Origin of the sequence: Sphingomonas cannabina (assembly GCF_021391395.1) — a bacterium.
GTDB lineage: Bacteria > Pseudomonadota > Alphaproteobacteria > Sphingomonadales > Sphingomonadaceae > Sphingomonas > Sphingomonas cannabina.
Genome location: NZ_CP090059.1, coordinates 2,273,317 through 2,299,379 on the forward strand (window position 1 = coordinate 2,273,317; position 26,063 = coordinate 2,299,379).

At 68.1% G+C, this 26,063-nt stretch carries 32 protein-coding genes and 2 other RNA genes; 22 read left to right on the forward strand and 12 right to left on the reverse strand.

The window, feature by feature from the left end; all coding sequences use genetic code 11:
- Positions 1-29 precede the first annotated feature (29 nt).
- The gene (locus LZK98_RS10640) at positions 30-1,109 is read right to left on the reverse strand and encodes a 1,9-bis(guanidino)-5-aza-nonane synthase (protein ID WP_233782281.1); all 1,080 of its coding nucleotides are present in this window, start codon (positions 1,107-1,109) and stop codon (positions 30-32) included.
- Positions 1,110-1,219: 110 nt separating this feature from the next.
- Positions 1,220-2,404, reverse strand: coding sequence for a type III PLP-dependent enzyme (locus LZK98_RS10645; RefSeq protein ID WP_233782282.1), 1,185 nt, complete (start codon positions 2,402-2,404; stop codon positions 1,220-1,222).
- A gap of 140 nt (positions 2,405-2,544) precedes the next feature.
- On the opposite strand from LZK98_RS10645, the gene LZK98_RS10650 reads away from it, so the two are divergent.
- On the forward strand, positions 2,545-3,555 hold the full coding sequence (locus tag LZK98_RS10650) for a threonine ammonia-lyase (RefSeq protein WP_233782283.1): 1,011 nt from the start codon (positions 2,545-2,547) through the stop codon (positions 3,553-3,555).
- A 140-nt stretch (positions 3,556-3,695) separates the two neighbouring features.
- On the opposite strand, the gene LZK98_RS10655 is transcribed toward LZK98_RS10650, so the two are convergent.
- Together LZK98_RS10655 and LZK98_RS10660 are read right to left on the reverse strand one after the other, a co-directional pair.
- A complete protein-coding gene (locus LZK98_RS10655; protein WP_233782284.1) occupies positions 3,696-4,511 on the reverse strand; it encodes a ferredoxin--NADP reductase in 816 nt (271 codons plus the stop codon).
- Entirely contained in the window at positions 4,504-4,962 is a 459-nt protein-coding gene (locus tag LZK98_RS10660; protein WP_233782285.1) for a hypothetical protein, read from the reverse strand. The genes LZK98_RS10655 and LZK98_RS10660 overlap by 8 nt, the downstream gene beginning before the upstream one ends.
- 116 nt (positions 4,963-5,078) lie before the next feature.
- Between LZK98_RS10660 and LZK98_RS10665 the strand changes: the two genes are divergently transcribed.
- Entirely contained in the window at positions 5,079-5,237 is a 159-nt protein-coding gene (locus LZK98_RS10665; protein WP_233782286.1) for a hypothetical protein, read from the forward strand.
- Positions 5,238-5,268: 31 nt separating this feature from the next.
- On the opposite strand, the gene LZK98_RS10670 is transcribed toward LZK98_RS10665, so the two are convergent.
- Positions 5,269-5,925, reverse strand: a complete 657-nt coding sequence (locus LZK98_RS10670; RefSeq protein ID WP_233782287.1) for an alpha/beta hydrolase — start codon at positions 5,923-5,925, stop codon at positions 5,269-5,271.
- 103 nt (positions 5,926-6,028) lie between these two features.
- Here LZK98_RS10670 and LZK98_RS10675 point away from each other — a divergent pair, with 103 nt between their 5' ends.
- The 7 genes from LZK98_RS10675 (at position 6,029) to LZK98_RS10705 (ending at position 10,942) form a co-directional block, all read left to right on the forward strand.
- Positions 6,029-7,132: a cysteine desulfurase family protein gene (locus tag LZK98_RS10675; RefSeq protein WP_233782288.1), complete on the forward strand. Its 1,104-nt coding sequence runs from the start codon at positions 6,029-6,031 to the stop codon at positions 7,130-7,132.
- On the forward strand, positions 7,129-8,217 hold the full coding sequence (locus LZK98_RS10680; RefSeq protein ID WP_233782289.1) for a cysteine desulfurase family protein: 1,089 nt from the start codon (positions 7,129-7,131) through the stop codon (positions 8,215-8,217). Before LZK98_RS10675 ends, LZK98_RS10680 begins: the two co-directional genes overlap by 4 nt.
- Positions 8,214-8,549 carry a 2Fe-2S iron-sulfur cluster-binding protein gene (locus LZK98_RS10685; protein WP_233782290.1) on the forward strand — a complete coding sequence of 112 codons (336 nt, stop codon included), beginning with the start codon at positions 8,214-8,216 and terminating at the stop codon, positions 8,547-8,549. Before LZK98_RS10680 ends, LZK98_RS10685 begins: the two co-directional genes overlap by 4 nt.
- A gap of 422 nt (positions 8,550-8,971) precedes the next feature.
- Positions 8,972-9,268, forward strand: coding sequence for a hypothetical protein (locus LZK98_RS10690; protein WP_233782291.1), 297 nt, complete (start codon positions 8,972-8,974; stop codon positions 9,266-9,268).
- 43 nt (positions 9,269-9,311) lie between these two features.
- Positions 9,312-9,410: signal recognition particle sRNA small type (gene ffs, locus LZK98_RS10695), an RNA gene on the forward strand.
- A gap of 192 nt (positions 9,411-9,602) precedes the next feature.
- The gene (locus LZK98_RS10700) at positions 9,603-10,073 is read left to right on the forward strand and encodes a carboxymuconolactone decarboxylase family protein (RefSeq protein WP_233782292.1); all 471 of its coding nucleotides are present in this window, start codon (positions 9,603-9,605) and stop codon (positions 10,071-10,073) included.
- Entirely contained in the window at positions 10,070-10,942 is an 873-nt protein-coding gene (locus LZK98_RS10705) for a sigma-70 family RNA polymerase sigma factor (RefSeq protein ID WP_233782293.1), read from the forward strand. Before LZK98_RS10700 ends, LZK98_RS10705 begins: the two co-directional genes overlap by 4 nt.
- A gap of 4 nt (positions 10,943-10,946) precedes the next feature.
- On the opposite strand, the gene LZK98_RS10710 is transcribed toward LZK98_RS10705, so the two are convergent.
- Positions 10,947-11,345, reverse strand: a complete 399-nt coding sequence (locus tag LZK98_RS10710) for an NIPSNAP family protein (protein ID WP_233786558.1) — start codon at positions 11,343-11,345, stop codon at positions 10,947-10,949.
- 64 nt (positions 11,346-11,409) lie between these two features.
- Between LZK98_RS10710 and LZK98_RS10715 the strand changes: the two genes are divergently transcribed.
- The 3 genes from LZK98_RS10715 (at position 11,410) to LZK98_RS10725 (ending at position 13,700) form a co-directional block, all read left to right on the forward strand.
- Complete coding sequence (locus LZK98_RS10715; RefSeq protein ID WP_233782294.1) at positions 11,410-13,035, forward strand: DNA polymerase III subunit gamma/tau; 1,626 nt, start codon at positions 11,410-11,412, stop codon at positions 13,033-13,035.
- On the forward strand, positions 13,032-13,355 hold the full coding sequence (locus tag LZK98_RS10720; protein ID WP_233782295.1) for a YbaB/EbfC family nucleoid-associated protein: 324 nt from the start codon (positions 13,032-13,034) through the stop codon (positions 13,353-13,355). Before LZK98_RS10715 ends, LZK98_RS10720 begins: the two co-directional genes overlap by 4 nt.
- 72 nt (positions 13,356-13,427) lie before the next feature.
- On the forward strand, positions 13,428-13,700 hold the full coding sequence (locus LZK98_RS10725) for a hypothetical protein (protein WP_233782296.1): 273 nt from the start codon (positions 13,428-13,430) through the stop codon (positions 13,698-13,700).
- Positions 13,701-13,709: 9 nt separating this feature from the next.
- Here LZK98_RS10725 and mtgA read toward each other — a convergent pair whose 3' ends face one another.
- From mtgA to LZK98_RS10740, 3 genes are all read right to left on the reverse strand, one after another.
- Complete coding sequence (gene mtgA, locus LZK98_RS10730) at positions 13,710-14,447, reverse strand: monofunctional biosynthetic peptidoglycan transglycosylase (RefSeq protein WP_233782297.1); 738 nt, start codon at positions 14,445-14,447, stop codon at positions 13,710-13,712.
- 165 nt (positions 14,448-14,612) lie between these two features.
- On the reverse strand, positions 14,613-15,515 hold the full coding sequence (gene rpoH / locus LZK98_RS10735) for an RNA polymerase sigma factor RpoH (protein ID WP_233782298.1): 903 nt from the start codon (positions 15,513-15,515) through the stop codon (positions 14,613-14,615).
- 61 nt (positions 15,516-15,576) lie between these two features.
- Complete coding sequence (locus tag LZK98_RS10740; RefSeq protein ID WP_233782299.1) at positions 15,577-16,527, reverse strand: RluA family pseudouridine synthase; 951 nt, start codon at positions 16,525-16,527, stop codon at positions 15,577-15,579.
- Between the two features lie 19 nt (positions 16,528-16,546).
- Between LZK98_RS10740 and LZK98_RS10745 the strand changes: the two genes are divergently transcribed.
- The 10 genes from LZK98_RS10745 to rnpB all read left to right on the forward strand — a co-directional run bounded on the left by LZK98_RS10745 (position 16,547) and on the right by rnpB (position 24,529).
- Entirely contained in the window at positions 16,547-16,948 is a 402-nt protein-coding gene (locus LZK98_RS10745) for a M67 family metallopeptidase (RefSeq protein WP_233782300.1), read from the forward strand.
- A gap of 41 nt (positions 16,949-16,989) precedes the next feature.
- Entirely contained in the window at positions 16,990-17,640 is a 651-nt protein-coding gene (locus LZK98_RS10750) for a histidine phosphotransferase family protein (RefSeq protein ID WP_233782301.1), read from the forward strand.
- Between the two features lie 295 nt (positions 17,641-17,935).
- Positions 17,936-20,242, forward strand: a complete 2,307-nt coding sequence (locus LZK98_RS10755) for a chemotaxis protein CheA (RefSeq protein WP_233782302.1) — start codon at positions 17,936-17,938, stop codon at positions 20,240-20,242.
- On the forward strand, positions 20,239-20,655 hold the full coding sequence (locus LZK98_RS10760; RefSeq protein ID WP_233782303.1) for a chemotaxis protein CheW: 417 nt from the start codon (positions 20,239-20,241) through the stop codon (positions 20,653-20,655). Before LZK98_RS10755 ends, LZK98_RS10760 begins: the two co-directional genes overlap by 4 nt.
- Positions 20,656-20,755: 100 nt before the next feature.
- A complete protein-coding gene (locus LZK98_RS10765) occupies positions 20,756-21,121 on the forward strand; it encodes a response regulator (RefSeq protein WP_233782304.1) in 366 nt (121 codons plus the stop codon).
- Positions 21,122-21,239: 118 nt separating this feature from the next.
- Positions 21,240-22,208, forward strand: coding sequence for a chemotaxis protein CheB (locus LZK98_RS10770; protein WP_406694196.1), 969 nt, complete (start codon positions 21,240-21,242; stop codon positions 22,206-22,208).
- Positions 22,208-23,038: a CheR family methyltransferase gene (locus LZK98_RS10775; protein ID WP_233782306.1), complete on the forward strand. Its 831-nt coding sequence runs from the start codon at positions 22,208-22,210 to the stop codon at positions 23,036-23,038. Before LZK98_RS10770 ends, LZK98_RS10775 begins: the two co-directional genes overlap by 1 nt.
- Before the next feature lie 39 nt (positions 23,039-23,077).
- Entirely contained in the window at positions 23,078-23,767 is a 690-nt protein-coding gene (locus LZK98_RS10780; protein WP_233782307.1) for an N-acetylmuramoyl-L-alanine amidase, read from the forward strand.
- Positions 23,768-23,771: 4 nt separating this feature from the next.
- Complete coding sequence (locus LZK98_RS10785; RefSeq protein WP_233786559.1) at positions 23,772-24,122, forward strand: DUF3147 family protein; 351 nt, start codon at positions 23,772-23,774, stop codon at positions 24,120-24,122.
- A gap of 46 nt (positions 24,123-24,168) precedes the next feature.
- Positions 24,169-24,529: RNase P RNA component class A (gene rnpB, locus LZK98_RS10790), an RNA gene on the forward strand.
- Between the two features lie 219 nt (positions 24,530-24,748).
- On the opposite strand, the gene rplI is transcribed toward rnpB, so the two are convergent.
- Genes rplI through rpsF form a run of 3 tightly spaced genes read right to left on the reverse strand, consistent with a single transcriptional unit; the run spans position 24,749 to position 26,010 of the window.
- Positions 24,749-25,351 carry a 50S ribosomal protein L9 gene (gene rplI, locus LZK98_RS10795; protein ID WP_233782308.1) on the reverse strand — a complete coding sequence of 201 codons (603 nt, stop codon included), beginning with the start codon at positions 25,349-25,351 and terminating at the stop codon, positions 24,749-24,751.
- A gap of 12 nt (positions 25,352-25,363) precedes the next feature.
- The gene (rpsR, locus tag LZK98_RS10800) at positions 25,364-25,588 is read right to left on the reverse strand and encodes a 30S ribosomal protein S18 (protein ID WP_233782309.1); all 225 of its coding nucleotides are present in this window, start codon (positions 25,586-25,588) and stop codon (positions 25,364-25,366) included.
- Positions 25,588-26,010 (reverse strand): 30S ribosomal protein S6, encoded by a 423-nt coding sequence (gene rpsF / locus LZK98_RS10805; RefSeq protein WP_233782310.1) that lies wholly within the window; start codon positions 26,008-26,010, stop codon positions 25,588-25,590. The genes rpsR and rpsF overlap by 1 nt, the downstream gene beginning before the upstream one ends.
- Between the last annotated feature and the right edge of the window lie 53 nt (positions 26,011-26,063).

Sequence of the window (26,063 nt, forward strand, 5' to 3'; positions counted from 1 at the left end):
GCTGCCTCAGTCAGTTGCGATGTGCAACCTCAGGCGAAGAGCTTCGCCCAGCGGCGCTTCTCGCGGTCCTTCCACAGGCCGCGGTGATAGGCGTCGCTGGCGAGCAGCGGCATCACGCTGCCCGCCTCGGCGAACACCATCTGCTCGATGCCCGTGTTGACCTTGCCCCAGCTCGCCGCCTCCTGGAGGGTCGAGGACGAGCAGGCGCCGTCGCGGACGTCGGCGACGGTGATCTGGACGGCGTATTTGTGCACCTCGACGTCCTCGTGGCCGAGGATCTCGGCGCAAACGACCGTGTCCTGAATGAAGTTCTTGGGCACGCCGCCGCCGATCATGAGGAGGCCGGTGGTGCCCGCCTCGATCTTGATCTGCGTGAGCTCGCGGAAGTCGGCGACCGCATCGATCATGAGATAGGGCTTGCCCGCCTTCATCTGGTCGACCTGGTGCTTGACCAGGCCGAAACCGGCCGACGAGTCCACGAACGCCGGGCAGAAGATCGGCACGTCATGCTCATAGGCGAGCTTGACCAGGCTGTTCTCCTTCTTGCCGTGCTCCGACAGGTAACGGCCCATCTCGCGGATGAAGGCGCGGCTCGAATAGGCCCTGGGCTCCAGCTCGTTCGCGATCTTGTTGATCGTGAAGTCGCAGTCCTGGAGCTGCTCCTCGTCGATATAGGTGTCGTAGATGCGATCGATGTAGAGCGAGCGCAGCGTGTCGTCGTCCGGCACCTCGAGCGCCTGATAGTGCTTGTGGCCCAGCCCCTCGAAGAAATCCATGTCGACGATGGTCGCGCCGGTCGCGACGATGCCGTCGACCATGTTGTTGCGCACCAGCTCGGCATAGAGGTCCATGCAGCCGCCGGCCGAGGTCGAACCTGCGATCACCAGGAAGATGGTGCAGTCCTTGTCGGCCAGCATCTGGTTGTAGATCTTGGTCGCGCGACCGAGGTCGCGGCTGGTGAAGCTCATGTCGGCCATCGCGTCGACGATCGGGCGCGCGTCGAAGCTCTTGATGTCGATATGCTTGACCTGCTTCGACAAGAGCTCGGCCTTGCGGGTATCGTTGATCGGGCCCTGCGCGGCCGCGGTCTTGGTGAGGGTGTCGGTCACAAGGTTTCTCCTGTTACAAACACCGCAGTCGTTCATGGGGACGCGGAAACCCGTAAAGGAGCGGGGCATCGCAATGCCCCGCCCGATTCTGTTCAGTTATGAAGCCGTCGTTACAGCGTGACGACGTTCGACGCGACCCGGCGATCCTCGCTGGTGTAGAGCGAAGCCATCGGCTCGTCCTCGACGATCACCGTCTCGTCCGAGCCGAAGCCGTTGAACGCGGTGCGCATCGCCGCGCCATAGGCGCCGAGCATCCCGATCTCGAGATAGTCGCCCGCCTGGACGTCCGCCGGCAGCATGAACGGCCCGGTCATGTGATCGAGGTCGTCGCAGGTCGGCCCGTAGAAGCTGAACGCCATCTCCTTGGCGCGGCTGTCGGGCTCGCGCAGCAAGGTGACCGGGAAGCGCCAGCCGATGTGCGCGGCGTCGAACAGCGCGCCATAGGCGCCGTCGTTGATGTAGAGTTCGTCGCCGCGGCGCCGCTCGACGCGCACGATCAGCGAGCTGTACTCGGCGCACAGCGCCCGGCCCGGCTCCGCCCACAGCTCGGCCGAATAGGAGACTGGCAGGCTCTCGAACGCGCGATGGATCGTCTCGAAGTAGAGCTCGAGCGGTGGGGGCTCCATGCCCGGATAGGTCGAGGGGAAGCCGCCGCCGACGTCGATCACGTCGACGGTCACCGCCGCCTCGACGATCGCCTGGCGCACGCGCTCCATCGCGTCGGCGTATGCCTGGGGCGTCATCGCCTGGCTGCCGACGTGGAAGCAGATGCCGAGCGCGTCCGCGACCTGGCGGGCGCGGATCAGCAGCTCCTTCGCCTCACCCGGCGCGACGCCGAACTTGGAGGCGAGGCTGAGCTTCGAATGCTCCGACGAGACGCGCAGGCGCACGCACAAGGTCAGGTCCTCGGCGCCGCGGGTGGCGCGGACGATCTTGTCCAGCTCCTCGACCGAATCGAGGCTGAACACGCGGACGCCATGGTCGAAATAGGCCTCCTCGATCGCTTCCTCGGCCTTGACCGGATGCATGAAGCACAGCGTCGCGCCCGGCAGCGTGCGCGCCACCAGCCGGACCTCGCCGATCGAGGCGACGTCGTAATGCGTGATTCCGCTGTCCCAGAGCACCTCGAGCAGGTCTGGAGACGGATTCGCCTTCACCGCATACATCGAGCGGCCCGGAAACTTCTCGACGAAGAATCGGGCGGCACGCGACGCTGCGTGGGGACGAATGAGCGTGACCGGAGCCACCGGTCGAAGGGCAGTCGCTAGCCCCAGCGCGTTATGATGCTTGGACAATTCAAGGGACCTCCAATTGCCTTGCGGCATAGTGTGACGAAAAGCTGCCTTGCGGTTGGAAGTCCCATGGGGCAGCGGACGGCGCACATAGGATCGGGGTCCCCCGATGTAAAGCGGTGAAATGCGATGAAAGGTGAGATGTGACGATCGTACGACAACCGACCCGCGCCGGGGTGCGCGACGCGGCCGCCAAGATCGCGGCGATCCTGCCGATGACGCCGCTGTTCGTCGCGGAAATCCGCGGGGTCCGGGTGGGGATCAAGGCCGAGTGCCTGCAGCCGATCGGCGCCTTCAAGATCCGTGGCGCCTGGCACCGGCTGACCGCGCTCGACGACGCGACTCGGGGGCGCGGCGTCGTCGCCTTTTCCTCGGGCAATCACGCGCAGGGCGTGGCCTGGGCGGCGAAGCGGCTCGGCATTCCGGCGGTGATCGTGATGCCCGCCGACGCGCCGGCGGCGAAGCGCGACGCGACGCTCGCGCTCGGTGCGGAGGTCGTTCCCTATGATCGGATGACCGAGAATCGCGAGAAGATCGCCGCGCATCTCGCCCATGCGCGCGGTGCGACTCTGGTGCCGAGCTTCGATGATCCCTGGGTGATCGAGGGGCAGGGCAGCGCCGCGATCGAGGCGACGACCCAGTTCCATGAGGCGGGACTTGGCGACATCGCGCGAGTGGTGACGCCCTGCGGCGGCGGCGGGCTGGCGGCAGGGCTTACGCTGGCATTGCCGGATGCCGCGATCCGGGTCGCGGAGCCCGAGGGTTGGGACGACATGCGCCGCAGTCTCGAGGCGGGCTGGATCGAGGAGGTCGGGCCGAACCCGCCCCCTACGACCTGCGACGCGCTCCAGACGCTCCGCGTGTCGCCGCTGACGTTCGAGGTGCTCGCGCGCCGTTCGGCGACCGGTGTCGCGGTCAGCGAGGAGGAGGTGCGCGAGGCGCAGCGCTGGGCGGCGGCGAAGCTCCGGCTGGTGGTCGAGCCGGGCGGCGCGGTGGCGCTTGCGGCGTTGCTGACGGGCAAGGTGGAGCCGGAGGAGGGCACGCTGGTGCTCGCCTCGGGCGGCAACGTCGACATCGACGCCTATGCCCGGGTGCTGGCGGGCGAGACCGCGCCGGCGCCGGCATTTCCGGCGCTCAGCGATAGCCCGTCGTGATCCCAAATCCTCCCCGGCACGGGGAGGGGGACCAGCGAAGCTGGTGGAGGGGGAGCGCGGCAAGCGACATCGCATGAGGCGAGCCCCCTCCACCACGCGACTTCGTCGCGCGGTCCCCCTCCCCGTGCCGGGGAGGAGCCTTAACCCACGAACGCCCGCTCGATCACATAATCGCCCGGCGCCGCGTTCGACCCCTCGACGAAACCGAGCGCGTCGAGGTCGGCAGACAGGTCGCGGATCATCGCCATGCTGCCGCACAGCATCACCCGGTCCTGCTCGGGATCGAGTTCGCGCGGGCCGGTGACGCCCGGCCCGAACAGCGCGCCGCTGCGGATCAGCGTGCCGATGCGATCGGTGAGCGGGAAGGGCTCGCGCGTCACCGTCGGCACATAGGCGAACTGGAGCAGCGCCTGGTCCTGCACCAGCGGGTCGCCGGCGAGCTGTGCCTCCAGCTCGGTGCGATAGGCGAGGTCGCTGACGCGGCGTACCGAATGCACCAGCACGATCTGCGCGAACTGCTCGTAGACGTCGGGATCGCGCGCCAGGCTGAGGAAGGGCGCGAGGCCGGTGCCGGTCGAGAACAGGAACAGCCGGCGCCCGGGCTTGAGGGCGTCGGTCACCAGCGTGCCGGTGGGCTTGCGGCCGAGGAACAGCTCGTCGCCGGGCTCGATCGTCTGGAGCCGCGAGGTGAGGGGGCCGTCGGGCACCTTGATCGACAGGAACTCCAGCTCCTCCGCCCAGGCCGGGCTGGCGATCGAATAGGCGCGCAGCAGCGGCTTGCCCTCGCTGGGGAGGCCGAGCATCACGAACTCGCCCGAGCGGAAGCGGAAGCTTTGCGGGCGGGTGATGGTGAAGCTGAAGAGATGTTCGTTCCAATGCCGTACGGAGCACACGCGCTCGACGGTCAGGACGCCGGACGGCGCCAGTCCGGGGGCGGCGGCGATGCGGTCACTCATGATCTGGGTTCTTCTCCGTCAGGGAATCGGGAATGGGTGGTGCCATGCCGGCGGCGACCAGTACGGCAGTGAATCTGCGCACCGCCCGGTGGGCGGCGGTGACGAGTTCGGGATTCGGCAACACCAGCGCAAGCGTCGCATGGACGCGCGCGTCGGCCTGCGGATCGCTAGCGCCGAACAGCTCCAGCAACAATGCCTCGCCCTCGGAGACGCGCGGGGTTCCGGGCGTCATCACTTCGAGCGGCTGTTCCGAATCGCGCGAGAGCAGCGCCATCGCCATCGCGAAATGCGGCAGGCCCACCGCAAGATCGTGCCGGCCGAATGCGGGCCCGAGTTCCGCCCCGAGGCAGATCCTCTGGCCCATCGCGGCGACGGCGGCACGGGCGGCCCACAGCAGAAAGGCCTCGCTCGTTCCGAGCTCGCCGACCGGCCGATCGAGATAGCGGTACATGGGATACGTCCCCGACTCTGGAAGCTGATCGGGGCGATATCGCCGTCTGCTATTGCAAGTCAATCGCAAATACTCGAGCGGTGGCTAAGGCAGCCGGGCTGCGTTAGATGAACGGCATGGCCAATCTGACTGCCGCGATGGCGATGATCGCCGTGTTCGCACTCGCCGTGGGCGGGCTCCACCTGATCGCCAAACGGCGCGAGCGCACCAAGGGCGCGCTGATGCTCGCCTGCGCGGCGGTGATCCTCGGGAACATACTGATCTGGACGCTCTAATTCCCTCTCCCGTCGGGAGAGGGATGAGCGATCACCGGATCGGCGAATTCGGGTCGAGCCGCATGTCCAGATATTTGTCCACGCTGCCCATCAGCTCCGGCATCTCGTTCTGGAAGAAGTGGTTGGCGCCCGGGATCACGTCGTGATGGATGGTGATGTGCTTCTGGGTGCGCAGCTTGTCGACCAGCTTCTGCACCGCGCCCGGCGTCACCACCTCGTCCGCCTCGCCCTGGATGATGATGCCCGAGCTGGGGCAGGGTGCCAGGAAGGTGAAGTCGTACATGTTCGCCGGCGGTGCGATCGAGATGAAGCCGCGGATCTCCGGGCGGCGCATCAGCAGTTGCATGCCGATCCACGCGCCGAAGCTGACGCCCGCGATCCAGGTGGTCGACGCTTCCGGATGGAAGCTCTGCACCCAGTCGAGCGCGCTCGCCGCGTCGGAGAGCTCGCCGACGCCGTTGTCGAACGTCCCCTGGCTCTTGCCGACTCCGCGGAAGTTGAAGCGGAGCGTCGCGAAGCCGCGGCGCTGGAAGGTCTTGTAGAGCTCCTGCACGATGTGGTTGTTCATCGTGCCGCCCGATTGCGGGTGCGGATGGAGGATCATCGCCACCGGCGCGCGCGGCTTGGGAGCGGGGGCGAAACGGCCTTCGAGACGGCCTTCGGGTCCTGGAAAGATGACTTCGGGCATGGAACCTGCAGATTAGGATGGCGCGTTGACATAGCGCGCGAGAGCAGGCGCGCTATATAGGCAAGGGTTGCGTGCGCGCAATCATTCTGGGGTTTGCGTTGCCGTGACCAGCCGTCTCTATCTCGATCACGCCGCCACGACGCCGATGCTGCCGCAGGCGGCGGAGGCGGTGGCGCGTGGGCTCGCCCATTGGGCCAATCCCTCGTCGCCCCATGCCGAGGGGCGGTCCGCCCGTGCGGCGCTGGAAAGCGCGCGCAGCGTGATCCGCGCCGCCTATGATTGGCAGCATGAGCTGATCTTCACCAGCGGTGCGACCGAGGCGATCCTGCTCGCGCTGGGCCGCGCGCAGGTCGAATCGCGGCTGATCGCGGCGACCGAGCATGATTCGGTGCTGCGCGCCGCGCCCGATGCGGTGCGCCTGCCGGTGAAGGAAGATGGGCGGATCGACCTCGACGTGCTCGACGCCGAGCTGGCGGTGGCACCGACGCCGGCGCTGGTCGCGGTTCAGTGGGGGAACAGCGAGACAGGGGTGATCCAGCCGCTCCGTGCGATAGGCGAACGCGTCGCCGCCGCCGGTGCCAAGCTCTTCGTCGACGCTGCGCAGATGCCGGTCAACTGGAAGGGCGGCGATCTGCCCCAGGATACCGCCGACCTGATCGCGATCTCCGCCCACAAGCGCGGCGGACCGCCGGGAATCGGTGCGCTGCTGGTGCGCGACCTGGGATTGCTGCTGCCGACGGGCGGGCAGGAGCGCGGCTATCGCGGCGGGACGGAGAATGTGCCGGCAACGCTCGGCTTCGCGGCGGCGATAACGGTGCCGGAAAACCTGGAGGCGATGACGGCAATGCGTGAACGCCTCGACGGCGCCATCCGGGCGCTCGGCGGCGAGGTGGTTGCCGGCGACAGCCCGCGTGCCCCGCACATCGCATCCTATCGCCTTCCGGGCATGCCAGCGGCGGCGCAGCTCATCCGGTTCGACCTGTCGGGAATCTCGGTGTCGGCCGGCTCGGCCTGCTCCTCGGGGAGCATGCGGCCGAGTCATGTGTTGGGTGCGATGGGCTGGGAGGGCGCCAAGGCGGGCGAGGTGATCCGGGTCAGCTTCGGCCGCTCGACCACGCCGGCCGACGTCGAACGCTTCATCTCGGCCTGGGCGGAGATCGCCCGCGATGTCCGTGCCCGGGCCGGGGAGACGGTCGAACCGGCATGATCTACCTCGACTATCAGGCGACCACGCCGCTCGCGCCCGAAGCGCTGGCGGCAATGCTGCCCTGGCTCGAATCGCAGCACGCCAATCCGCATTCCGCCCATGCGCCGGGCCGCGCGGCGAAAGCGGCGGTCGAGGTGGCGCGGGACCAAGTGGCGGCGCTGCTGCCGTCGGGCGGGCGCGTGACCTTCACCAGCGGCGCCACCGAGGCGCTCAACTGGGCGATCAAGGGTACGCGCGGCGGCATCGTCACGATCGCGACCGAACATGCCGCGGTACTGGACACCGTCGAGGCGCTGGCACGTGAGGGGCGGCAGGTCACGATCCTGCCGGTGGGCAGCGACGGGCTGGTCGATCTCGATCGCGCACGAGAGGCGATCATGCCGGGGACCGGGTTGGTCGCGGCGATGCTGGTCAACAACGAGATCGGCGTGATCCAGCCGATCGCCGAACTCGCGCGCCTCGCGCACGGCGCGGGTGCGCAGTTCCTGTGCGATGCCGTGCAGGGCTATGGCCGCCTCGCCATCCCCGGCGGCTGCGACATGATCGCCATCTCTGCCCACAAGATCCATGGGCCGAAGGGGATCGGCGCGCTCTGGCTCCGCGACGGGGTGACGCCGGAGCCGTTGCTCCACGGCGGCGGACAGGAAGTCGGTGGCCGCTCCGGGACGCTCTCGCCCGCACTTTGCGCCGGGTTCGGCGCTGCCGCGAAGCTCGCGCGCGAGCGGTTTGAGGAGGATCATGCCCACGTCGACCGGCTGTTTGCCCGTGCGCTCGACCGCATGGCGGGTTGGACGCTCAACGGGAGTCGGGCGCGCCGCTATCGCGGCAATCTCAACCTGTGCCTACCCGGACTCGATGTCGCGCGGCTGATGAGCGAGCTTCGCGACATCGCCTTCTCCGCCGGCTCGGCCTGTGCGAGCGGATCCGGGCGGCCAAGCCATGTCCTGCGCGCGATCGGACTCGGCGACGCGGAAGCGCGGGCGAGCATCCGGCTCGGCTTCGGCCGCTATACGAGCGAGGAGGAACTGATGACGGCGCTGGATCGCATCGACGATGCGGCGCGTGCGCAGCGGAGCGCAGCATGATCCGCGTCCGTTTCGTCAGCGCCGACGGGCTTGCGGTCGAGGAGGTCGAGGGGGCGGACGGCGACAGCCTGCTGCGCCTGGCGCAGGCGCATGGCCAGCCGCTCGAAGGGACCTGCGAAGGGGCGATGGCCTGCTCGACCTGCCATGTCATCGTCGCGCCGGAGGATTTCGGCCGGCTGCCGCCTGCCAGCGAGGAGGAGGAGGACATGCTCGACCTCGCCGCCGGCGCCACCCGCACCAGCCGGCTGTCCTGCCAGATCACGCTCACGTCCGACCTCGAGGGGCTTACGGTGCGCGTTCCCGCCGAGGCGCGCGACATGCGAGGTCGCTAGCCTCCTAATTTATTTGCTGCGGATCGTTGTCGCCGCGGAACAATTCGATCAGCTTGCGGTTTCCGCCGCCGGCGGGAGGGAACCGCCGGATCAAGACGGAGTGATGCCCATGACGAAGAAGCTTCTCGGCTTGGCCGCAGCTGCGTTGGTCACCACCGTAGCGTTCAGCGCTACCCCGGTTGATGCGCGACGGCACCACAACAGCTATCACGGCTACCGCTGGAAGACGGTCTGCAAGACCCGCTGGGTACATCATCGCAGAGTGCGTCAGTGCCACCGCGTCCGCATTCGTCGATAAAAGCTTGAGTGATCGCCGCGCGCGCCGTCCTGGCGCCGCGCGGCGTTTTCGTTCAGGAACTGTGCGTTTTCACTGACCTATGCTCCGATAGCCCGACGAATCGGGCCTGTTGGGAGTAACAGAGATGAAACTGATCGCATTGACTGCGGCTGGTCTTCTCGCCGCCGCAGCGCTCACGCCGGTTCCGGCTGCCGCGCAATATCACCGCAGTTGGGACGGCTATCATCGCAGCTGGCATGATCGCGGCTGGGACGGCCGCCGCTGGGATCGCCGGCGCCACTGGGACGATCGCCGCTATTGGCATCGCGGGCCGCGCTACCGCTATCGCGGCGGCTGGCATCACCGCCGCAGTTACGTCACCTGCCGCTGGGTGCGCGGCTATTACGGGCCGCACCGCCGCTGCTTCCGGGTGTGGCGCTAAGTCATAGCGCTTGATCGCACCGCCCGACTCCCCCATATGCCCGCGCGGGAGTCGGGCGGACGTGTGCCGTCGCCAACCCGGTCAGGTCCGGAAGGAAGCAGCCGTAACGATTTCGCCACGGGTCGTTCCGGCTCCCACCGCGCATCGCCAAGACGTAGCGAAGCTACGGCGAGAATCCGCGATGCGCGCGGCCGGCGGCGCCAGAAGCGCCGTCCGACGACGCGGCTTTGCCGCGGCGCTCTTCTAACCCTCCAAAAAATTTTCGCCCCCATGTCACACATGGGCTCGCTGCCTCGTCATGCCATCGGACCCTATGACGAAAGGAGCGAATATCATGACCCCCCGTCTCAAAGTTTGGGAAGTCGCGCCCGAGATGATGCAGGCGTTCGCCGACTTCTCCGTCGCGCAGGCCAAGGATGGCCTCGAGCATTCGCTGCAGGAGCTGGTGAAGATCCGCGCGTCGCAGCTCAACGGCTGCGCCTTCTGCCTCCACATGCACACGCTGGAGGCGCGCAAGGCCGGCGAGAGCGAATTGCGGCTGCTGATGCTCCCCGCCTGGCGTGAATCGCCGCTGTTCACCGCGCGCGAGCGGGCCGCGCTGGCCTGGACTGAGTCGCTGACCCGTCTGTCGGAGACGCATGCGCCCGATGAGGACTATGCCGAGCTTGCCTTCGAGTTCACACCGGAGGAACAGGTGAAGCTGACCATGCTGATCGGCATCATCAACGCCTGGAACCGCTTCGGCGCCGGCTTCCGTGCCGTCCATGCCGGCCATCCGCCGGTCGAGGCGAAGGAGGCGGCATGACTGCGGGCGAACCGGCCGCGGACGCCGCATCGAGCTTCGATCCGCTGCGACCGCGGCTGGTTCGCGTCGCCTACCGTATGCTGGGCTCGATCGCCGACGCCGAGGATGTGGTGCAGGATGCCTTCCTGCGCTGGCTCGGCACCGATCGTGGCGCGGTGCGGGAGCCTGAGGCGTTCCTGCGTCGCGTCGTGACCCGGCTGTGCCTCGACCAGCTCAAGTCGGCTCGCCACCGGCGCGAGGACTATGTCGGTCCGTGGCTGCCCGATCCGGTGGTCGAGCCGGAGCCGGTCGAGGACGTGACCTTGCCGCTGATGCTCGCGCTCGAACGTCTCTCACCGCTGGAGCGGGCGGCGTTCCTGCTCCACGACGTGTTCGGGCTCGGCTTCGACGAGGTCGCCGAGGCGATCGGCCGCGATCCCGCCGCCTGCCGCCAGCTCGCCTCGCGCGCCCGCGACCACGTTCGCGCCGAGCGTCCGCGTTTCCCGGTCGAAAAGGGCCACGGGCTGGAGATCGCCGCTGCCTTCTTCGCAGCCTCGCGCGAGGGCGACATGACCTCGCTTCGGACGATGCTGGCGAGCGATGTTGCGGTCTATTCGGACGGCGGCGGCAAGCGCCCGGCCGGGTTGCGGCCGATCGTGGGCTTCGACGATGTGATGAAGCTGTGGGAGAGCCTCGCGCGCTTCTTCCGCAAGGGTACGTCACAGGTAGTGCGCTACGGCTTCGTCAACGGTCTGCCGGGTTTCGTCACGCGCGAGAATGACGGCATGCTTCAGACCACCGCGCTGCTGGTCGAAGACGGTCAGATCAGGGCGATCTACGTGATGCGCAATCCCGACAAGCTCGGCCATCTCGAGCCGACCCGGCACTGACCGCTCATGGCCTGCCCGGCGAATAGTCGGTCAGCACCATCGTCCGCTCCTCGATCTCCCCCATGATCGGGGCCTCGGGCGAGACCGTCTCGCGCTTGATCCGGCTCCATTCCTCATCGGCACGGAAAGCGGCCCATCCTGCCTTCAACGCCGCCTCGTCGCGCCAGCGCAGCAGGTAGACGAACTCCGGCCGGCCATCGTGCGTCGCTTCCCAGGTGGCGGCGACGTCGAAGCCGTGGCGCTTCATGATGCGCAGCGCATGGTCGCGGAAGCGCGCGTGGAAACGGGCCTTGCTGGGCTCGTTGAGCTGATAGATGCGCAACTGATACAGCGGAGGGGACGGGGGCGGGGCCTCGGCGGCCGGGGTAGCGCCGGCCAGTATGACGGCGAGAAGGCTGGTCATCAGGGGCACGCGTATCTCCTTCAGGCTTCGACATCGGTGATGCCTCGCCCTAGATTGGCAGACAATGTCCGATTCCCTCGATCTCGGCGAGCCGCCGCAGCCCAGGCGCGACGACGCCTATCGCGTGCTGGCCCGCAAATACCGGCCGCAGACGTTCGGCGCGCTGATCGGCCAGGATGCGATGGTCACCACGCTGGGCAATGCGATCCGGCGCGACCGCCTTGCTCATGCCTTCCTGCTCACCGGCGTGCGCGGGGTCGGCAAGACCTCGACCGCGCGGCTGATCGCCAAGGCGCTCAACTGCATCGGACCGGACGGCCAGGGCGGGCCGACGATCGACCCGTGCGGCGTGTGCGAGCCGTGCCGCGCGATCGCCGAGGGGCGCCACATCGACGTCATCGAGATGGACGCCGCCAGTCACACCGGCATCGACGACATCCGCGAGATCATCGAGGCGTCGCGCTATGCCGCGGTCTCGGCGCGCTACAAGATCTACATCATCGACGAGGTCCACATGCTGTCGAAGGCGGCCTTCAACGGCCTGCTCAAGACGCTGGAGGAGCCGCCGGCGCATGTGAAGTTCCTGTTCGCGACCACCGAGGTCAACAAGGTGCCGGTGACGGTGCTGTCGCGCTGCCAGCGCTTCGACCTGAAGCGCATCCCGGCCGAGCTGCTCGCCGGGCATTTCGCCGAGGTGGCCAAGGCGGAGGGTGTCGAGGCGGAGCCCGAGGCGCTGGCGCTGGTCGCGCGGGCGGCGGAAGGATCGGCGCGCGACGGCCTCTCGATCCTCGACCAGGCGATCGCCCATGCCGGCGAGGAGGGCGGCAGAGTGACCGCGGCGGCGGTGCGCGACATGCTCGGCCTGTCGGATCGCGGCGCGATCCGGGCATTGTTCGGACATCTGATTGCCGGCGATGCATCGGCGGCGCTTGCGGCGCTGCGCCAGCAATATGATCTCGGCGTCGATCCGGCGGCGGTGCTCAAGACGCTGCTGGAGACGGTGCACGGCATTACCCTCGCCAAGCTCGGCGCCGACATGTCGGCGACCCAGGCCGCGGAGGAGCGCGAGGCGTTCGAAGGCTGGGCTGGCGAGCTGGGTTTTCCGGCGCTGCATCGCCTGTGGCAGCTGCTGCTCAAGGGGCATGACGAGGTCGCGCGGGCAGCCCTGCCGATCGAGACTGCCGAGATGGCGTTGCTTCGCCTAGTCCACGCCGCGAGCCTGCCCGATCCGGGCGAGCTCGCGCGGCGGCTGGCGAGCGGGGAGGGGGCGCCTCTCGCCGCAGCCACCTCCGCACCGCCGCCACCATCGCCCGCCGAGCGGCCGTTGCCGACCACCGTCGCGGAGCTTGCGGTGCTGTTGGAAGATAATCAGGAACAGATGCTCGGCCGGCGCGTACGCAATTCGCTGCGGCCGGTGCGGTTCGAGCCGCCGGAGATCGTCGCCAGCTCGGCGACGCCGCTGCCGGCGGATTTCACACGGGAGCTTGGCGAGGCCTTGCGGCGGATCACGGGTCGCAAGTGGCGTATCGAGACCGATGCCGCACCGGGCGCCGCCACGCTGGCCGAGGAGGAAGCGGCGGCGGAGGAGGCGGAGCGCCAGGCGGTGCTCGCCTCGCCGATCGTTGCTGCGGCAATGGCGGCCTTTCCGGGCGCTGAACTCGACTGGACCAATCGGAGCAAACGACAGTGAAGAACCTCGAAGACATCATGGCCATGGCGCAGAACGTCCAGGCCGAGCTGACCAAGGCGCAGGAGAATCTCGATACGATCGAGGTGGAGGGCGTCTCGGGCGGCGGACTGGTCAAGGTGCGCGCATCGGCCAAGGGCCGGATCATCGCGGTCGACATCGATGAATCGCTGCTGCAGCCGAGCGAGAAGGGAATGGTGGAGGACTTGGTCGCCGCCGCCTTCAACGACGCCCGTGCCAAGGCCGACGCCGCGTCGCAGGCCGAGATGGGCAAGCTCACCAGCGGCCTGCCGCTGCCGCCGGGCTTCAAGCTGCCCTTCTGAGATCGTTGCGCCGAGGGAACGGCGGTTCACTTCCCTTCGTTGTGGCGCCAGTCATGACGAAGGGAGTGGATCATGAGCGACGATCGGGTCGAAACGACCACCACGCAGCCTGGTAACGCGGGCGCCCCCAACGTGACCGTTGTCGAACGCCGCGGCGGTGGCGGCGGCCTGGTGATCGGGCTGGTATTGCTGGTCGCGGTGATCGTGGCCGCGGTGTTCCTGATCAATCAAGGCAAGAACGAGACGCTCAAGACACAGGCGACCACCGAGGCTGCCAAGGATATCGGCGACGCGGCGGGTAAGGTGGGCGACGCCGCGCAGACCGCGGCCAACAAGATCGATTAGCCTGCAGACTCAGCGCAGACAGGCATCGAGCCCCCCGTCGCGCACTGTGGCGATGCGGCGGTTGATCGCATTGCCGTAGCGACGGGTGAAGCCCCTGGGCGCGATGCCGGGACGCTTCTTCGGGAGGGGCAGCACCGCCGCGATCTGGGCGGCTTCGTGCGAGGTCAGGCGCGAGGCGTCGTGCTTGAAGTAGCGCATCGCGCCGGCGTTGACGCCGTAGGTGCCGATGCCGGTCTCGGCGACGTTGAGGTAGACCTCCATGATCCGCCGCTTGCCCCAGATCGCCTCGATAAGGACGGTGAAATAGGCCTCGAACGCCTTGCGGGCATAGCCGCCGCCCTGGAACAGGAAGACATTCTTGGCGGTCTGCTGGCTGATTGTCGAGCCGCCGCGGATGCGGCCGCCCTTGGCGTTGCGGACGGCGGCGCCGGCGATCGCCCGGAAGTCGAAGCCATTGTGCGAGCAGAAGCGCGCATCCTCCGCCGCAATCGCCGCGCGCGGCATGTCGGGATCGATGCGGCTCAGCGGCATCCACTTCTTGGTGACGCCGTGGCCGGCGAACACGTCGCCGATCATCGTCCAGGTGATCGGCGGTGGCACGAATTTATAGATCACCGTCATCGCCACCGACAGGATCAGGAAGGCGAGAACCAGCCGGAACAGCCAGCCGAAGACACGGCGAACGAAGGAGCGCGGCCGCTTGGCTCGGCCGCGCCTGTTCGTCGCGTTGGCGATGGCGCCCCCCATGCGAGCGACGCCTAGCGCAGTTTCTCGATAGGGTGAACCATCCCCAATCCCGTTCGCCCTGAGCTTGTCGAAGGGCCGTTCTTCACTTTCGACCTACTCGAGAAGAAGGACGGTGGTTCGACAACCCCGGATCTAGTCCGGGGACGAACGGGGGAAGGTGACGGCTTACGCCGCCAACAGCCGCTTTTCGCCGGCGAGGCGCATCATCGCCTTCTGCAGCTTCTCGAACGCGCGCACCTCGATCTGGCGGACGCGCTCGCGGCTGACGCCGTAGACCTGGCTCAGCTCCTCGAGCGTCTTGGGATCGTCGGTCAGGCGACGCTCGGTGAGGATGTGCTTCTCGCGGTCGTTGAGGTCGTCCATCGCCTCGACCAGCATGTCGTGACGGACATCCGCTTCCTGCGCCTCGGCGACTACCGAGTCCTGCAAGGGCGAATCGTCGGCGAGCCAATCCTGCCACTGGCCTTCGCCGTCCTCGCGCATAGGCACGTTGAGCGACGTGTCGCCGCCCATCGCCATGCGGCGGTTCATCGAGTTGACCTCCTCCTCGGTCACGCCCAGATCCTTGGCGATCTTGGCGACGTGTTCGGGGGAAAGGTCGCCCTCCTCGAAGGCGTCGAGCTTCGACTTCATCCGCCGGAGGTTGAAGAACAACTTCTTCTGCGCGGCGGTGGTGCCCATCTTCACCAGCGACCAGGAACGCAGGATGAATTCCTGGATCGAGGCGCGGATCCACCACATCGCATAGGTAGCGAGGCGGAAGCCCCGATCGGGCTCGAACTTCTTGACGCCCTGCATCAGGCCGATGTTGCCTTCGGAGATGAGCTCCGAGACGGGCAGGCCGTAGCCGCGATAACCCATCGCGATCTTCGCGACGAGGCGCAGGTGCGAGGTCACGAGCTGCGCCGCGGCCTCGGGATCGCCATGCTCCTGGAAGCGCTTGGCGAGCATATATTCCTGCTCGGGCGCGAGGATCGGGAACTTCTTGATCTCGGCGAGATAGCGGTTGAGGCTCGCCTCTCCGCCGAGCGCGGGGATCGTCGCGGGGACGTTGGTTGCGCTTGCCATGGTGAAGTCTCCCTTCTGCGGAGGAACGCCCACGTGGCGGGCGGTGCCGCGTTTCAAAATGCTATACGACAAGTTCGGTGAACAGTTCCTGCATGTCTGCAGGCATTTCGCTATCGAACGCCAAAGCGGTGCTTGTCACGGGATGAATGAACCCGAGATGAGCCGCATGCAACGCCTGACGTCGGAAATTCAGCGTTTCCAATAACGCGCGATGCTCGGTTTTGGTTCGTCCATAGACGGGATCGCCGAGCAGCGGATGGCCGATCGAGGCCATGTGGACGCGCACCTGATGGGTGCGGCCGGTCTCCAGTCGGCATTCGACGAGAGCGGCGTGGAACAGGGGTTTCAGGAGGCGCCAATGGGTGACCGCATGTTTCCCTTTCCCCTCGGCAACGAGGGACATCTTCTTTCGGTTGTTGACACTTCGCGCGATCGGCGCGTCCACTTTCCCCTGGGGAGACGGCACGCCGGACACGATCGCCTTGTAGCGGCGCTGGACGCTGTGCGCCCTGAATTGACGCGCGAGACCTTCGTGGGCGCGGTCGGTCTTGGCGGCGACCATCAGCCCGGACGTGTCCTTGTCGATGCGGTGGACGATCCCCGGCCGCGCAACCCCGCCGATGCCGGAGAGCGAGCCGCCGCAATGGTGGAGCAGCGCGTTGACCAGCGTGCCGTCGAGGTTGCCCGCGGCGGGATGCACGACCAGCCCGGCCTGCTTGTCGACGACGATGAGATGCTCGTCCTCGAACACCACGTCGAGCGCGATGTCCTGCGCCTCGTTGTGCGCCGGCCTGGGCACCGGCACGGTGATGCGAAACTCCGCGCCGGCCAGCGCCTTGCGTGCCGGATCACGGGCAGGGCCATCGGGGCCGACGACCTGGCCGGACGAGATCAGCGCCTTCAATCGTTCGCGGGAGAGGGTGGGCACCGCATCCGCCAGCGCACGATCGAGCCTCCAGCCGTCGGCCGAGCCAGCAATCCGCGCTTCGATGATGGAAACCCCCCGGTCCATTACGCTACGAGAGATGGTGATGCGGTGCGAAATTTCAAGGTCCCTGCTCGACGCGATCCTCGCCGCCGCGGCCGCCGAGCGACATGAGATCTGCGGCCTTCTGTTCGGCGACGAGACGGCGATCACCGGCTGGCGGCAGACGGCAAACGTGCATCCCGATCCCGCGCGCTATTTCGAGATCGACCCGGCGGCGCTGTTCGCGGCGATGCGGGCCGAGCGTGCCGGCGGGCCGCGCCTGATCGGCTATGTCCATTCGCATCCGGGCGGCCGCGCCGAACCGTCGCCGACCGACGCCGAGGCCGCCCAGCCCGACGACAGGCTGTGGATGATCGTTGCGGATGACCAGGCGACGCTGTGGCGCGCGGCGGCGGCGGGCTTCCGCCCGGTCGAGCTCGTGCTGACGCCGGTTGCAGCGGCCTGAGGCTTCGGCCAAAAGACCTACCTGTCGACCGGAGCGATGATTTGAACCTTTCCGCCACCGATTTCGCGAGCCTGCTCTGCTCACGGCTCTGCCATGACCTGCTGTCCCCCGTCGGCGCGCTCAACAACGGGCTCGAATTGCTGGCGGACGAGACCGATCCGGCGATGCGCGAGCGCTGCCTGGAGCTCTTGTCCGAAAGCGCGCGCGCCTCGGCCAACAAGCTCAAGTTCTTCCGACTCGCCTTCGGTGCCGCGGGCGGCTTCGGCGACAGCATCGACACGCGGGAGGCGCAGGCGGCGATCACCGGACTGTTCGGCGATAACCATCGCGTGAAGCTGGGCTGGCTGATCGATGAGGCGCAACTGCCCAAGGGGGCGGTCAAGGTGCTGCTCAACCTCGCGCTGATCGCCGGAGACGCGCTGGTGCGCGGCGGGCAGCTCGATATCGGCGCCGAAGTGGCGTCGGGACAGATCGAGATCGTGGTGCGGGCGGAAGGGCCGCGCATCGTGCTCGACGACGAGCTGCGCGATGCCCTGACCGGCAACGGTGGCGACGCGCCGGTGACGCCGCGCTCCGCCGCGGCGCACCTCGCCCGTGCGCTGGTGAGCGAGCAGGGGGGCGAGCTGCAGGTGTCGGAGCCGGGGGCGCCGGTGCTGCTGTTCGGGGCGGCGTTCGCGAGCGTTGCCGCGTAGTGTCTTGTTCTCGTGAAGACACGAAGAAGAAGGAAGATTTGGTTCACGCGGAGGCGCGGAGGACGCGGAGGTGTCTCGCCTGTAGCCGCTGTCTCGCGTCAGCGAGACCTTTCTGCCTGTAGCAAGCGATAAGCACGAAGGCCGCTGGCGCGGCTGAGACGCCGGCAGGCGACGTATCTCCGCGTCCTCCGCGTCTCCGCGTGAACAACTTTTTCGACCCACGACACGCGCGCGTTCTAAACGCCGTTTTAACCCTGTCACGGGCAAGAACTCCGCGCGAGACGTGCGGGGGACGATGGACGACCTTCTCCAGGAATTCATTGCGGAGACGCGCGAGACGCTGGAGGCGCTCTCGGGCGAGATCGTGGCGTGGGAGGCCGATCCGGGAGATCGCGCCCGGCTCGATGCCATCTTTCGCTTCGTCCATACGGTGAAGGGAAGCTGCGGCTTCCTCGACCTGCCGCGGCTCGCCCGGCTCAGCCATGCCGCCGAGGACGTGCTCGCCGCCGTCCGCGCGGGCGAGCGCACGCCCGATCGTGCGTTGGTCAATGCCGTGCTCGCGGTGGTCGACCGTATCGGCGAGCTGGTCGAAGCGATCGACGCCGGCAGCGCCATCGCCGATACCGGCGAGGATCTGCTGATCGCCGCGCTCTCGGAAGGATCGCAGGAGGTCGCACAAGCCGCCGCCTCCACGCTGCGCGCGCCGTCGCGCAGCGTCCGCCTCAGCGTCGACCTGCTCGATCGCATGATGAGCGGTATGTCCGACATGGTGCTGGCGAGGAACGAACTGGCGCGGCGCCTGCGCGACGACGATCCCGATCCGGCGCTGGAAGCGGCGCTCGAACGCCTGTCCGCCACCGTCGCCGACATGCGCGAGACCGTGACGCGGACGCGGATGCAGAAGATCGACCAGCTCTTCTCCGCGCTGCCTCGGATGGTGCGCGATACCGCGGCGAGCCTCGGCAAGTCGGTGACGCTGTCGATCGAGGGCGCCGACGTCGAGCTCGACCGCGAGATGATCGAGGCGCTGCGCGATCCGCTCGGCCACATCATCCGCAACTCGATCGACCACGGCATCGAGGAACCCGCTCGCCGCCGCGCGCTCGGCAAGCGTGAGAACGGGCGGCTCAGCGTCTCCGCCCGCCAGTCGGGCAACCAGATCATCGTCGAGATCGCCGACGACGGCGCCGGCATCGACGTCGAACGCGTCATCGCCAAGCTGGTCGCGAACGGCCGCAGCGAGCGCGAGCTGCGCAGCCTGTCCGAGCGGGCCAGGCTCGACCTGGTGTTCGAGCCGGGCCTGTCGACCAAGGACGAGGTGACCGATATTTCCGGCCGCGGCGTCGGGATGGACGTGGTCCGCACCTCGATCGAGCAGATCGGCGGTCGGGTGGAGTTGGACAGCGCGCCGGGCAAGGGCTTGCGCATCGCCATCCATGTGCCGCTGACGCTCTCCATCATCCCCACCATCGTGGTGCGCGTCGGAGACCAGCGTTTCGCTATCCCGCGCCAGGCGATCGAGGAGATCGTCAACGAGCATGGCGAGGCGATCCGCGTCGACCAAGTCGGCAACAGCTTCGTCGCGACGGTGCGCGAGCGGCGGCTGCCGCTGGTCGACCTCGGCGAACGGCTGGGCATCGCCCGCGCCGATGCCGCGGCCGGGCGGATGCTGGCGATCGTCGGGCTCGGCGTCGGCAGCTTCGCGCTGGCGGTCGATTCTGTGCTCGATGCGGAGGAGCTGGTAATCAAGCCGGCGGCGCCGGCGGTGATGGCGTCGGGGCTCTACGCCGGGCAGACGTTGCCCGACAGCGGACGGCCGATGCTGATGATCGATTGCGCTGGCATCGCCGCCGACGCCGGGCTGCGCTTCGAGCGGCGGATCGGCGCCGATGACGAGGTGGAGATCGAGGTGGAAGCGGCCGGCACGCCGGCGCTGCTGTTCCGCGATCTCGACGACATGGTCCGTGCGGTACCGCTGGCGGTGGTCGATCGCGTCGAGGAAGTCGATGGCGGCGCGGCGTCGTTCGCGGCGGGCACGCTGCGGCTCGCGATCGAGGGGCATATCATTCCGCTGGCGGCGCTGGGCGAGGTCGCCGGGCGCGAGCGGCTGGGCGTGCTGCGCCTGCGCGATGGCGCCAGCGAGATCGGCTATGCGATGGGCGAGGCGCTCGACATCGTCGCGCTGCCCGACGAGATCGCTCCGCCGCGCGCGCCGGGGCCGGTTGCCGGCGTGGCGCTGGTCGGCGGCGAGCCGGTCGAGCTGCTCGACGTGCACTGGCTGTTTGCTGCCCATGCCGAGCGTGCCGACGCCGGCGCCAATGCCGTCCGGATCGTCGACAGCGCCGACGGCTGGATGAGCACCTTCCTCCGCCCAATCCTGGAGCAGGCGGGCTATCGCGTGGTCGCGTCCGAAGAGCCGGGGGAAGGGGCGCTCGCCACGCTCGCCTTCGACGATGCCGCGATCGCGCCCGGCCACTCCGCACCGGTCGTGCGGCTGCGGCGCGAGCGTGTCGCCGGCGCCGAGACCGACAGCATCTATCGCTATGACCGCGCCGGCATCCTGGCGGCGGTGCAGCGCCAGCTTGCGGGAGGGGGGCAGTGACCGCGCTCTATCTCGTCGCCCAGATCGCCGGGCGTACCGTCGCGATCGAGTCGGACCAGGTCGAATCGGTGGTCGATATCGGCGACGTGACCGCAGTGCCGCGCGCCGCCGCGATCGTACGCGGACTGGCGGCGCTGCGCAGCCGGGTGGTCACTGTGATCGACACCCGCGTGGCACTGGGGCTGCCGGCCGAGGACGGGCCGGGCCGGGCGGTGATCGTGCGCGCCGACGGGCATCATTATGCGCTGCTGGTCGACGCGCTGGAGGACGTCGCGCAGTTCACGCTGCAGCCGCTCGCCAACGGCGTGGCGCTCGACCCCGCCTGGAGCGCGATCGCGCGCGGGCTGATCGAGCGGGACGGGGAGCCGGTGCTGGCGATCGATCTGGCTGCGCTGATCCCGGTCGGCGCCTGACGAAGCAATCGAATGGTATCGATCACCTGCCTCGATTAACGCGACGCTTACTCTTGTCGGGCACAAGGCGTCATCCGGTGCAGTAACAGAGTGGCTGAAGATGAAATCCTGCCTCGTCGTCGACGACTCCAAGGTGATCCGCAAGGTCGCGCGGCACATCCTCGAGACCCTCGATTTCGAGGTGCGCGAGGCCGGTGACGGCCGCGAGGCGCTCGACAGCTGCATGGCGACGCCGCCCGACGTGATCCTGCTCGACTGGAACATGCCGGTGATGAGCGGGATGGATTTCCTCCGTGCGCTGCGCGAGAGCGAGCTCGCCGAGAAGCCCAAGGTGGTGTTCTGCACCACCGAGAACGGCATGGCCTATATCCGCGCCGCGATCGAGGCGGGCGCCGACGAATATGTCATGAAGCCGTTCGACCGCGAGACGCTCGAGAGCAAGCTCCAGATCGTCGGCGTCGCCTGAGCGCGGCGCCGTGGCGTTCTCGTCCATCCTCGCCGATCTCGCCGAGGCGGGAGAGGTGGCACCAGCTTCCGTCCTGATCGTCGACGATTCGGTGGTCGCGCGCGCGGCGATCGGCCGGATGATCGACGCGACCAGCCGGTTCGTGGTGGCGGGTGCGGTCGGCACCGCGCGCGAGGCGCTCGCCTTCCTGGCGGTGCATCGGGTCGAGATCATCCTGCTCGACCTGGAGATGCCCGGTGTCGACGGCCTGACCGCACTGCCCGATCTGGTCGCGGCGGGGCAGGGGGCGCGGATCCTCGTCGTCTCCTCAACCGCCGTCGACGGCGCCGCGGCGACTGTGCATGCGCTCGCGCTCGGAGCCGCTGATACGCTGGAGAAGCCGGTCACCGGCTTCGCCCGCCGCTTCGCCGAGGTGCTGGAGGAGCGGCTCGGCCGGTTGATCGAGTCCGCACCGGAGACGGTGATCCTGCCGGTCGGCCCGCCCCGGCGCACGCTGCCGATGCTGCCGGCGTTCGACGTCGTGGCGATCGGTGCCTCGACAGGCGGCATTCATGCGCTTTCACGGCTGCTGCGGGCGATTCCGTCGAGCTTCCACACGCCCATCCTGATCACCCAGCATTTGCCGGGGTCGTTCATGCCCTATTTCGCGGCGCAGCTCGCCTTGCTGGCGGGGCGGCCATGCGATGTCGCCGAGGAGCGGATGCCGATCCGGCCGGGCCGGATCGTGGTCGCGCCGGGCGATGCGCATTTGCGCTGCGCACGTGCACTGGACGGCGGGATCATGGTCCGGCTCACCCGAGAGGCAAGCGTGAGCGGGTGCATGCCCTCGGTCGATCCAATGTTCGCCTCGATCGCCGAGATGTTCGGGCCGCGCGCGGTCGGGGTGGTGCTGTCGGGCATGGGGCGCGACGGCAGTATCGGCGCGCAGGACGTGCTCGCCGCGGGAGGATCGATGCTGGTGCAGGACCGCGCGAGCTCGGTGGTGTGGGGAATGCCGGGCGCGGTCGCCAACGGGGCGGGGGCGACGGCGGTGCTGCCGCCCGACGAGATCGGGCAGGTGATCGCGGGACGGAGCGCGCGGCCGTGATGCAGCAGACCATCGTGCGGGGGCCGATGCTGGGCGGAGCCATGGATACGATCGCCGCGCTGCTCGAGCAGCGCACGGGACAGCAGATCGCCGCCAGCCGGTCGTGGCGGCTGGAGGCGGCGCTGAAGCCGATCCTTCGCGAACTGAGGATGACGAGCTTGGACGATCTGGTGAACGGTCTCGTCGCCTCGCGCGACGGTGCGCTGTCCGACCGCGTGGTCGACGCGCTGCTCAATCAGGAGACGTCGTTCTTCCGCGATGCTCCGGTGCTGGAGATGGCGGGGGACGCGCTGGTCGCGATGAAGCGCGAGGCGCGAGGGCGGCGGTTGCGCATCTGGTCGGCGGGCTGCTCGACGGGGCAGGAGCCGCTGAGCGTCGCGATGCTGCTCCACGAGCGTCGGCTGATCGAGGACGGCATCGCACCGGAGATCGTCGCGACCGACGTCTCGTCGGGTGCGATCGGTCGCGCCCGTGCCGCGCGCTATTCGCAGTTCGAGGTGCAGCGCGGGCTTTCGATTCATCGCATGATCGCCTGGTTCGAGGGGGAAGGGGCCGAGTGGACCGCCAAGCGCGAGCTGGTCGGCCGCGTACAGTTCCGCCAGCACAACCTCGTCAGCGATCCGCCGCCGCCGGGGGCGTTCGACCTGGTGCTCTGCCGCAACATCATGCTCTATTTCGCGCCGGACGTACGCGCGCGGGTGTTCGAGCGGCTGGCGAAGGCGATGCGGCCGGGCAGCCTGCTCGTGCTCGGCGCGAGCGAGACGGTGATCGGGCAGACCGACAAGTTCGTGCCCAGCGAGCGCTGGCGGGGATTTTACAAGCTCGCCTAGTTGCGTTTCGCCGCGCGCCGCCCCAATCTCGCGCGGCCCATGGACGTTATCGACGCGCCCTCACCCAATTTCGACGAACGCACGCTGCCGGTCTCGATGTTGGTGCTCCACTACACCGGCATGGAAAGCGCCGAGGCGGCGATCGCACGGCTGCGCGACCCGGAGGCGAAGGTCTCCGCCCATTATGTCGTCGCCGAGGACGGCGCGGTGCTGCGCCTGGTCGAGGAAGGCAAGCGCGCCTGGCACGCGGGCAAGTCGCATTGGCGCGGGATCACCGACGTCAACTCGGCCTCGATCGGGATCGAGATCGTCAATCCGGGGCATGAGTTCGGCTATCGGCCCTTCCCGGACGAGCAGATCGAGGCGGTGATCCGGCTCGTCGCCGACATCAAGGAACGGCACGGGCTGACGCGCGGCAATATCGTCGGTCATTCCGACGTCGCCCCGGCACGCAAGCGCGATCCGGGCGAGCTGTTCCCCTGGGGCAAGCTCGCGCGCCTGCGCCTTGCCCTGCCGCGGCCGACGAGGAACCTGATGGACCCGCACTGGACCGAGGCGGGCTTCCTGCTTGCGCTCGAGCGGTTCGGCTATGAGGTGACCGATCCGATGGCGGCGATCATGGCCTTCCAGCGCCGCTTCCGGCCCGAGCTGATCGACGGCGAGATCGATGCCGAATGCCGCATGATCCTGCTCGCGCTGCTGCTGCCCAAGCCGCAGGGGGATGATTGAGGCGATGCTATACCTCGCGATCAAGGCGGCGATCTCCGGCATCCTGATCGCGGCGGCCTCGGAAGTGGCGAAACGCTATCCGGGTTTCGGAGCGCTCATCGCCTCCTTGCCGCTGGTATCGGTGCTCGGGATGATGTGGCTGTGGCGTGACAAGCCGGATGCCGCGAACATGGCAGCCCATGCGGAGGCGACCTTCTGGTACGTGCTGCCTTCGCTGCCGATGTTTCTATTGATCCCGGCGATGCTGCGTCATGGCGTGCCGTTCTGGTTGGCGCTGGCATTGGGATGCGCAGTGACCGTGCTGCTGTATGTGGCGACGACCTGGCTTGCTCCGCGCATCGGATTGCGGCTTTAGCGACGAAGGGTGGCGGACGGGCGTCATCCTCGCTACATGGATGGTGCCAGAGGGTCGGGCGGCCGCGTGTTTCGGCACGAGGAAAGTCCGGGCTCCACGGAAACCACGGTGGCGGGTAACGCCCGCCGGGGGCGACCCCAGGGACAGTGCCACAGAGAGCAGACCGCCCCGCTTCGGCAGGGCAAGGGTGAAAGGGTGCGGTAAGAGCGCACCGCGCGACCGGTAACGGAAGCGGCACGGCAAACCCCACCGGGAGCAAGACCGAATAGGGGCGGCACATGGGCCTGGTTCCGGCCCGTCGCCCGGGTTGGTTGCTGGAGGCGGCGCGCGAGCGCCGTCCTAGAGGAATGGTCGCCCATCTCCCCTCGGGGAGTGGACAGAACCCGGCTTACAGACCCTCTGGCGTTTCATTCGATACGCTCTCGTCACTCCGGCGAAGGCCGGGGTCCACCATGCAGCAAGCATAGGGCAAGAGGCTCCAGCGCATCGGCCTGCCGCGCAGTGGACCCCGGCCTTCGCCGGGGTGACGAGGGAGAGGTGGGGATTCCACCTACTGGCGTGAACCGAAAGAAAAGGCCGCCCGCATCGCTGCGGACGGCCTTTCAAACTCCGGTCGACGCGCAGGCTCAGCCCTCGGTCGTCTCCTCGGCCGGGGCTTCGGGCTGGACCTCGGCGGTCGCGCCCGGCTCGGCGTTGGGGTCATAGTCCTCGGTGAAGCCGGCTTCGTCCTTCTCGAACATCGCCGCCATCACGTCGACGCCCTGTGCCTGCATGTCGGCCTCTTCCGGCGAGCGGGCGACGTTGACCTTGATCGTCACGGCCACTTCGGCGTGGAGGGCGACCTTCACCTCGTAGACGCCGATCGCCTTGATCGGGCGGTCGAGCACGATCGCCGACTTGGCGACCTTGTGGCCGTCGGCACCGAGCGCCTCGACCAGGTCGCGCACCGCGACCGAGCCGTAGAGCTGGCCGGTGTTCGACGCCTGGCGGATCAGCGTGACGCTGGCGCCCTCGAGCGTCTTGGACTCCTTCTCGGCCTCGGTGCGGCGGGCGGCGTTCTCCGCCTCGATCCGCTCGCGGTTGGCCTCGAAGACCTTGCGGTTGGCTTCGTTGGCGCGCAGCGCCTTCTTGCGCGGCAGGAGGAAGTTGCGGGCGAACCCGTCCTTCACCTTCACCACGTCGCCGATGGCGCCGAGCTTCTCGACGCGCTCAAGCAGGATGACTTCCATCTGTGCCGCTCCTTACTTAACGACGTAGGGCAGAAGGCCCAGGTGACGGGCGCGCTTGATCGCCTGGGCGAGCTCGCGCTGCTTCTTGGCGCTCACCGAGGTGATGCGCGACGGGACGATCTTGCCACGCTCCGACACGAAGCCCTGAAGCAGGCGGACGTCCTTGTAATCGATCCGCGGCGCGTCCTTCGCGGAGAAGGGGCAGCTCTTGCGGCGGCGGAAGAAAGCGCGGGCCATCAGTTCTGCTCCCCGGCGAAGTTGTCGTCACGGTCGCGGCGCGGGCGGTCACCGCCCGGGCGGCCTTCGCCACGGTCGCCGCGGCGCTCGCGGTCACGGTCCGACTTGCGCATCATCACGCTCGGGCCGTTCTCATGCGCGTCGACCTTGACGGTCATGTAGCGGATGACGTCCTCGTTGATCTGGATCTGGCGCTCCAGCTCGGCGACGGTGTCGCCGGGGGCGTCGATCTCGAGCATCACATAGTGCGCCTTGCGGTTCTTCGCGATGCGATAGGCGAGGCTGCGGAGGCCCCAGGTCTCGGTCTTCACGACCTTGCCCTTGTGGTCCTCGACGATCTTGGTGGCGGCTTCCGCCAGTGCGTCCACTTGCGCCTGTGCCAGGTCCTGGCGCGCAAGGAACACATGCTCGTACAGAGCCATGTGGTCTTTCCCGTCTTGGCCGATCGCTGACGCCGCCCCATGCGGACGCCCCT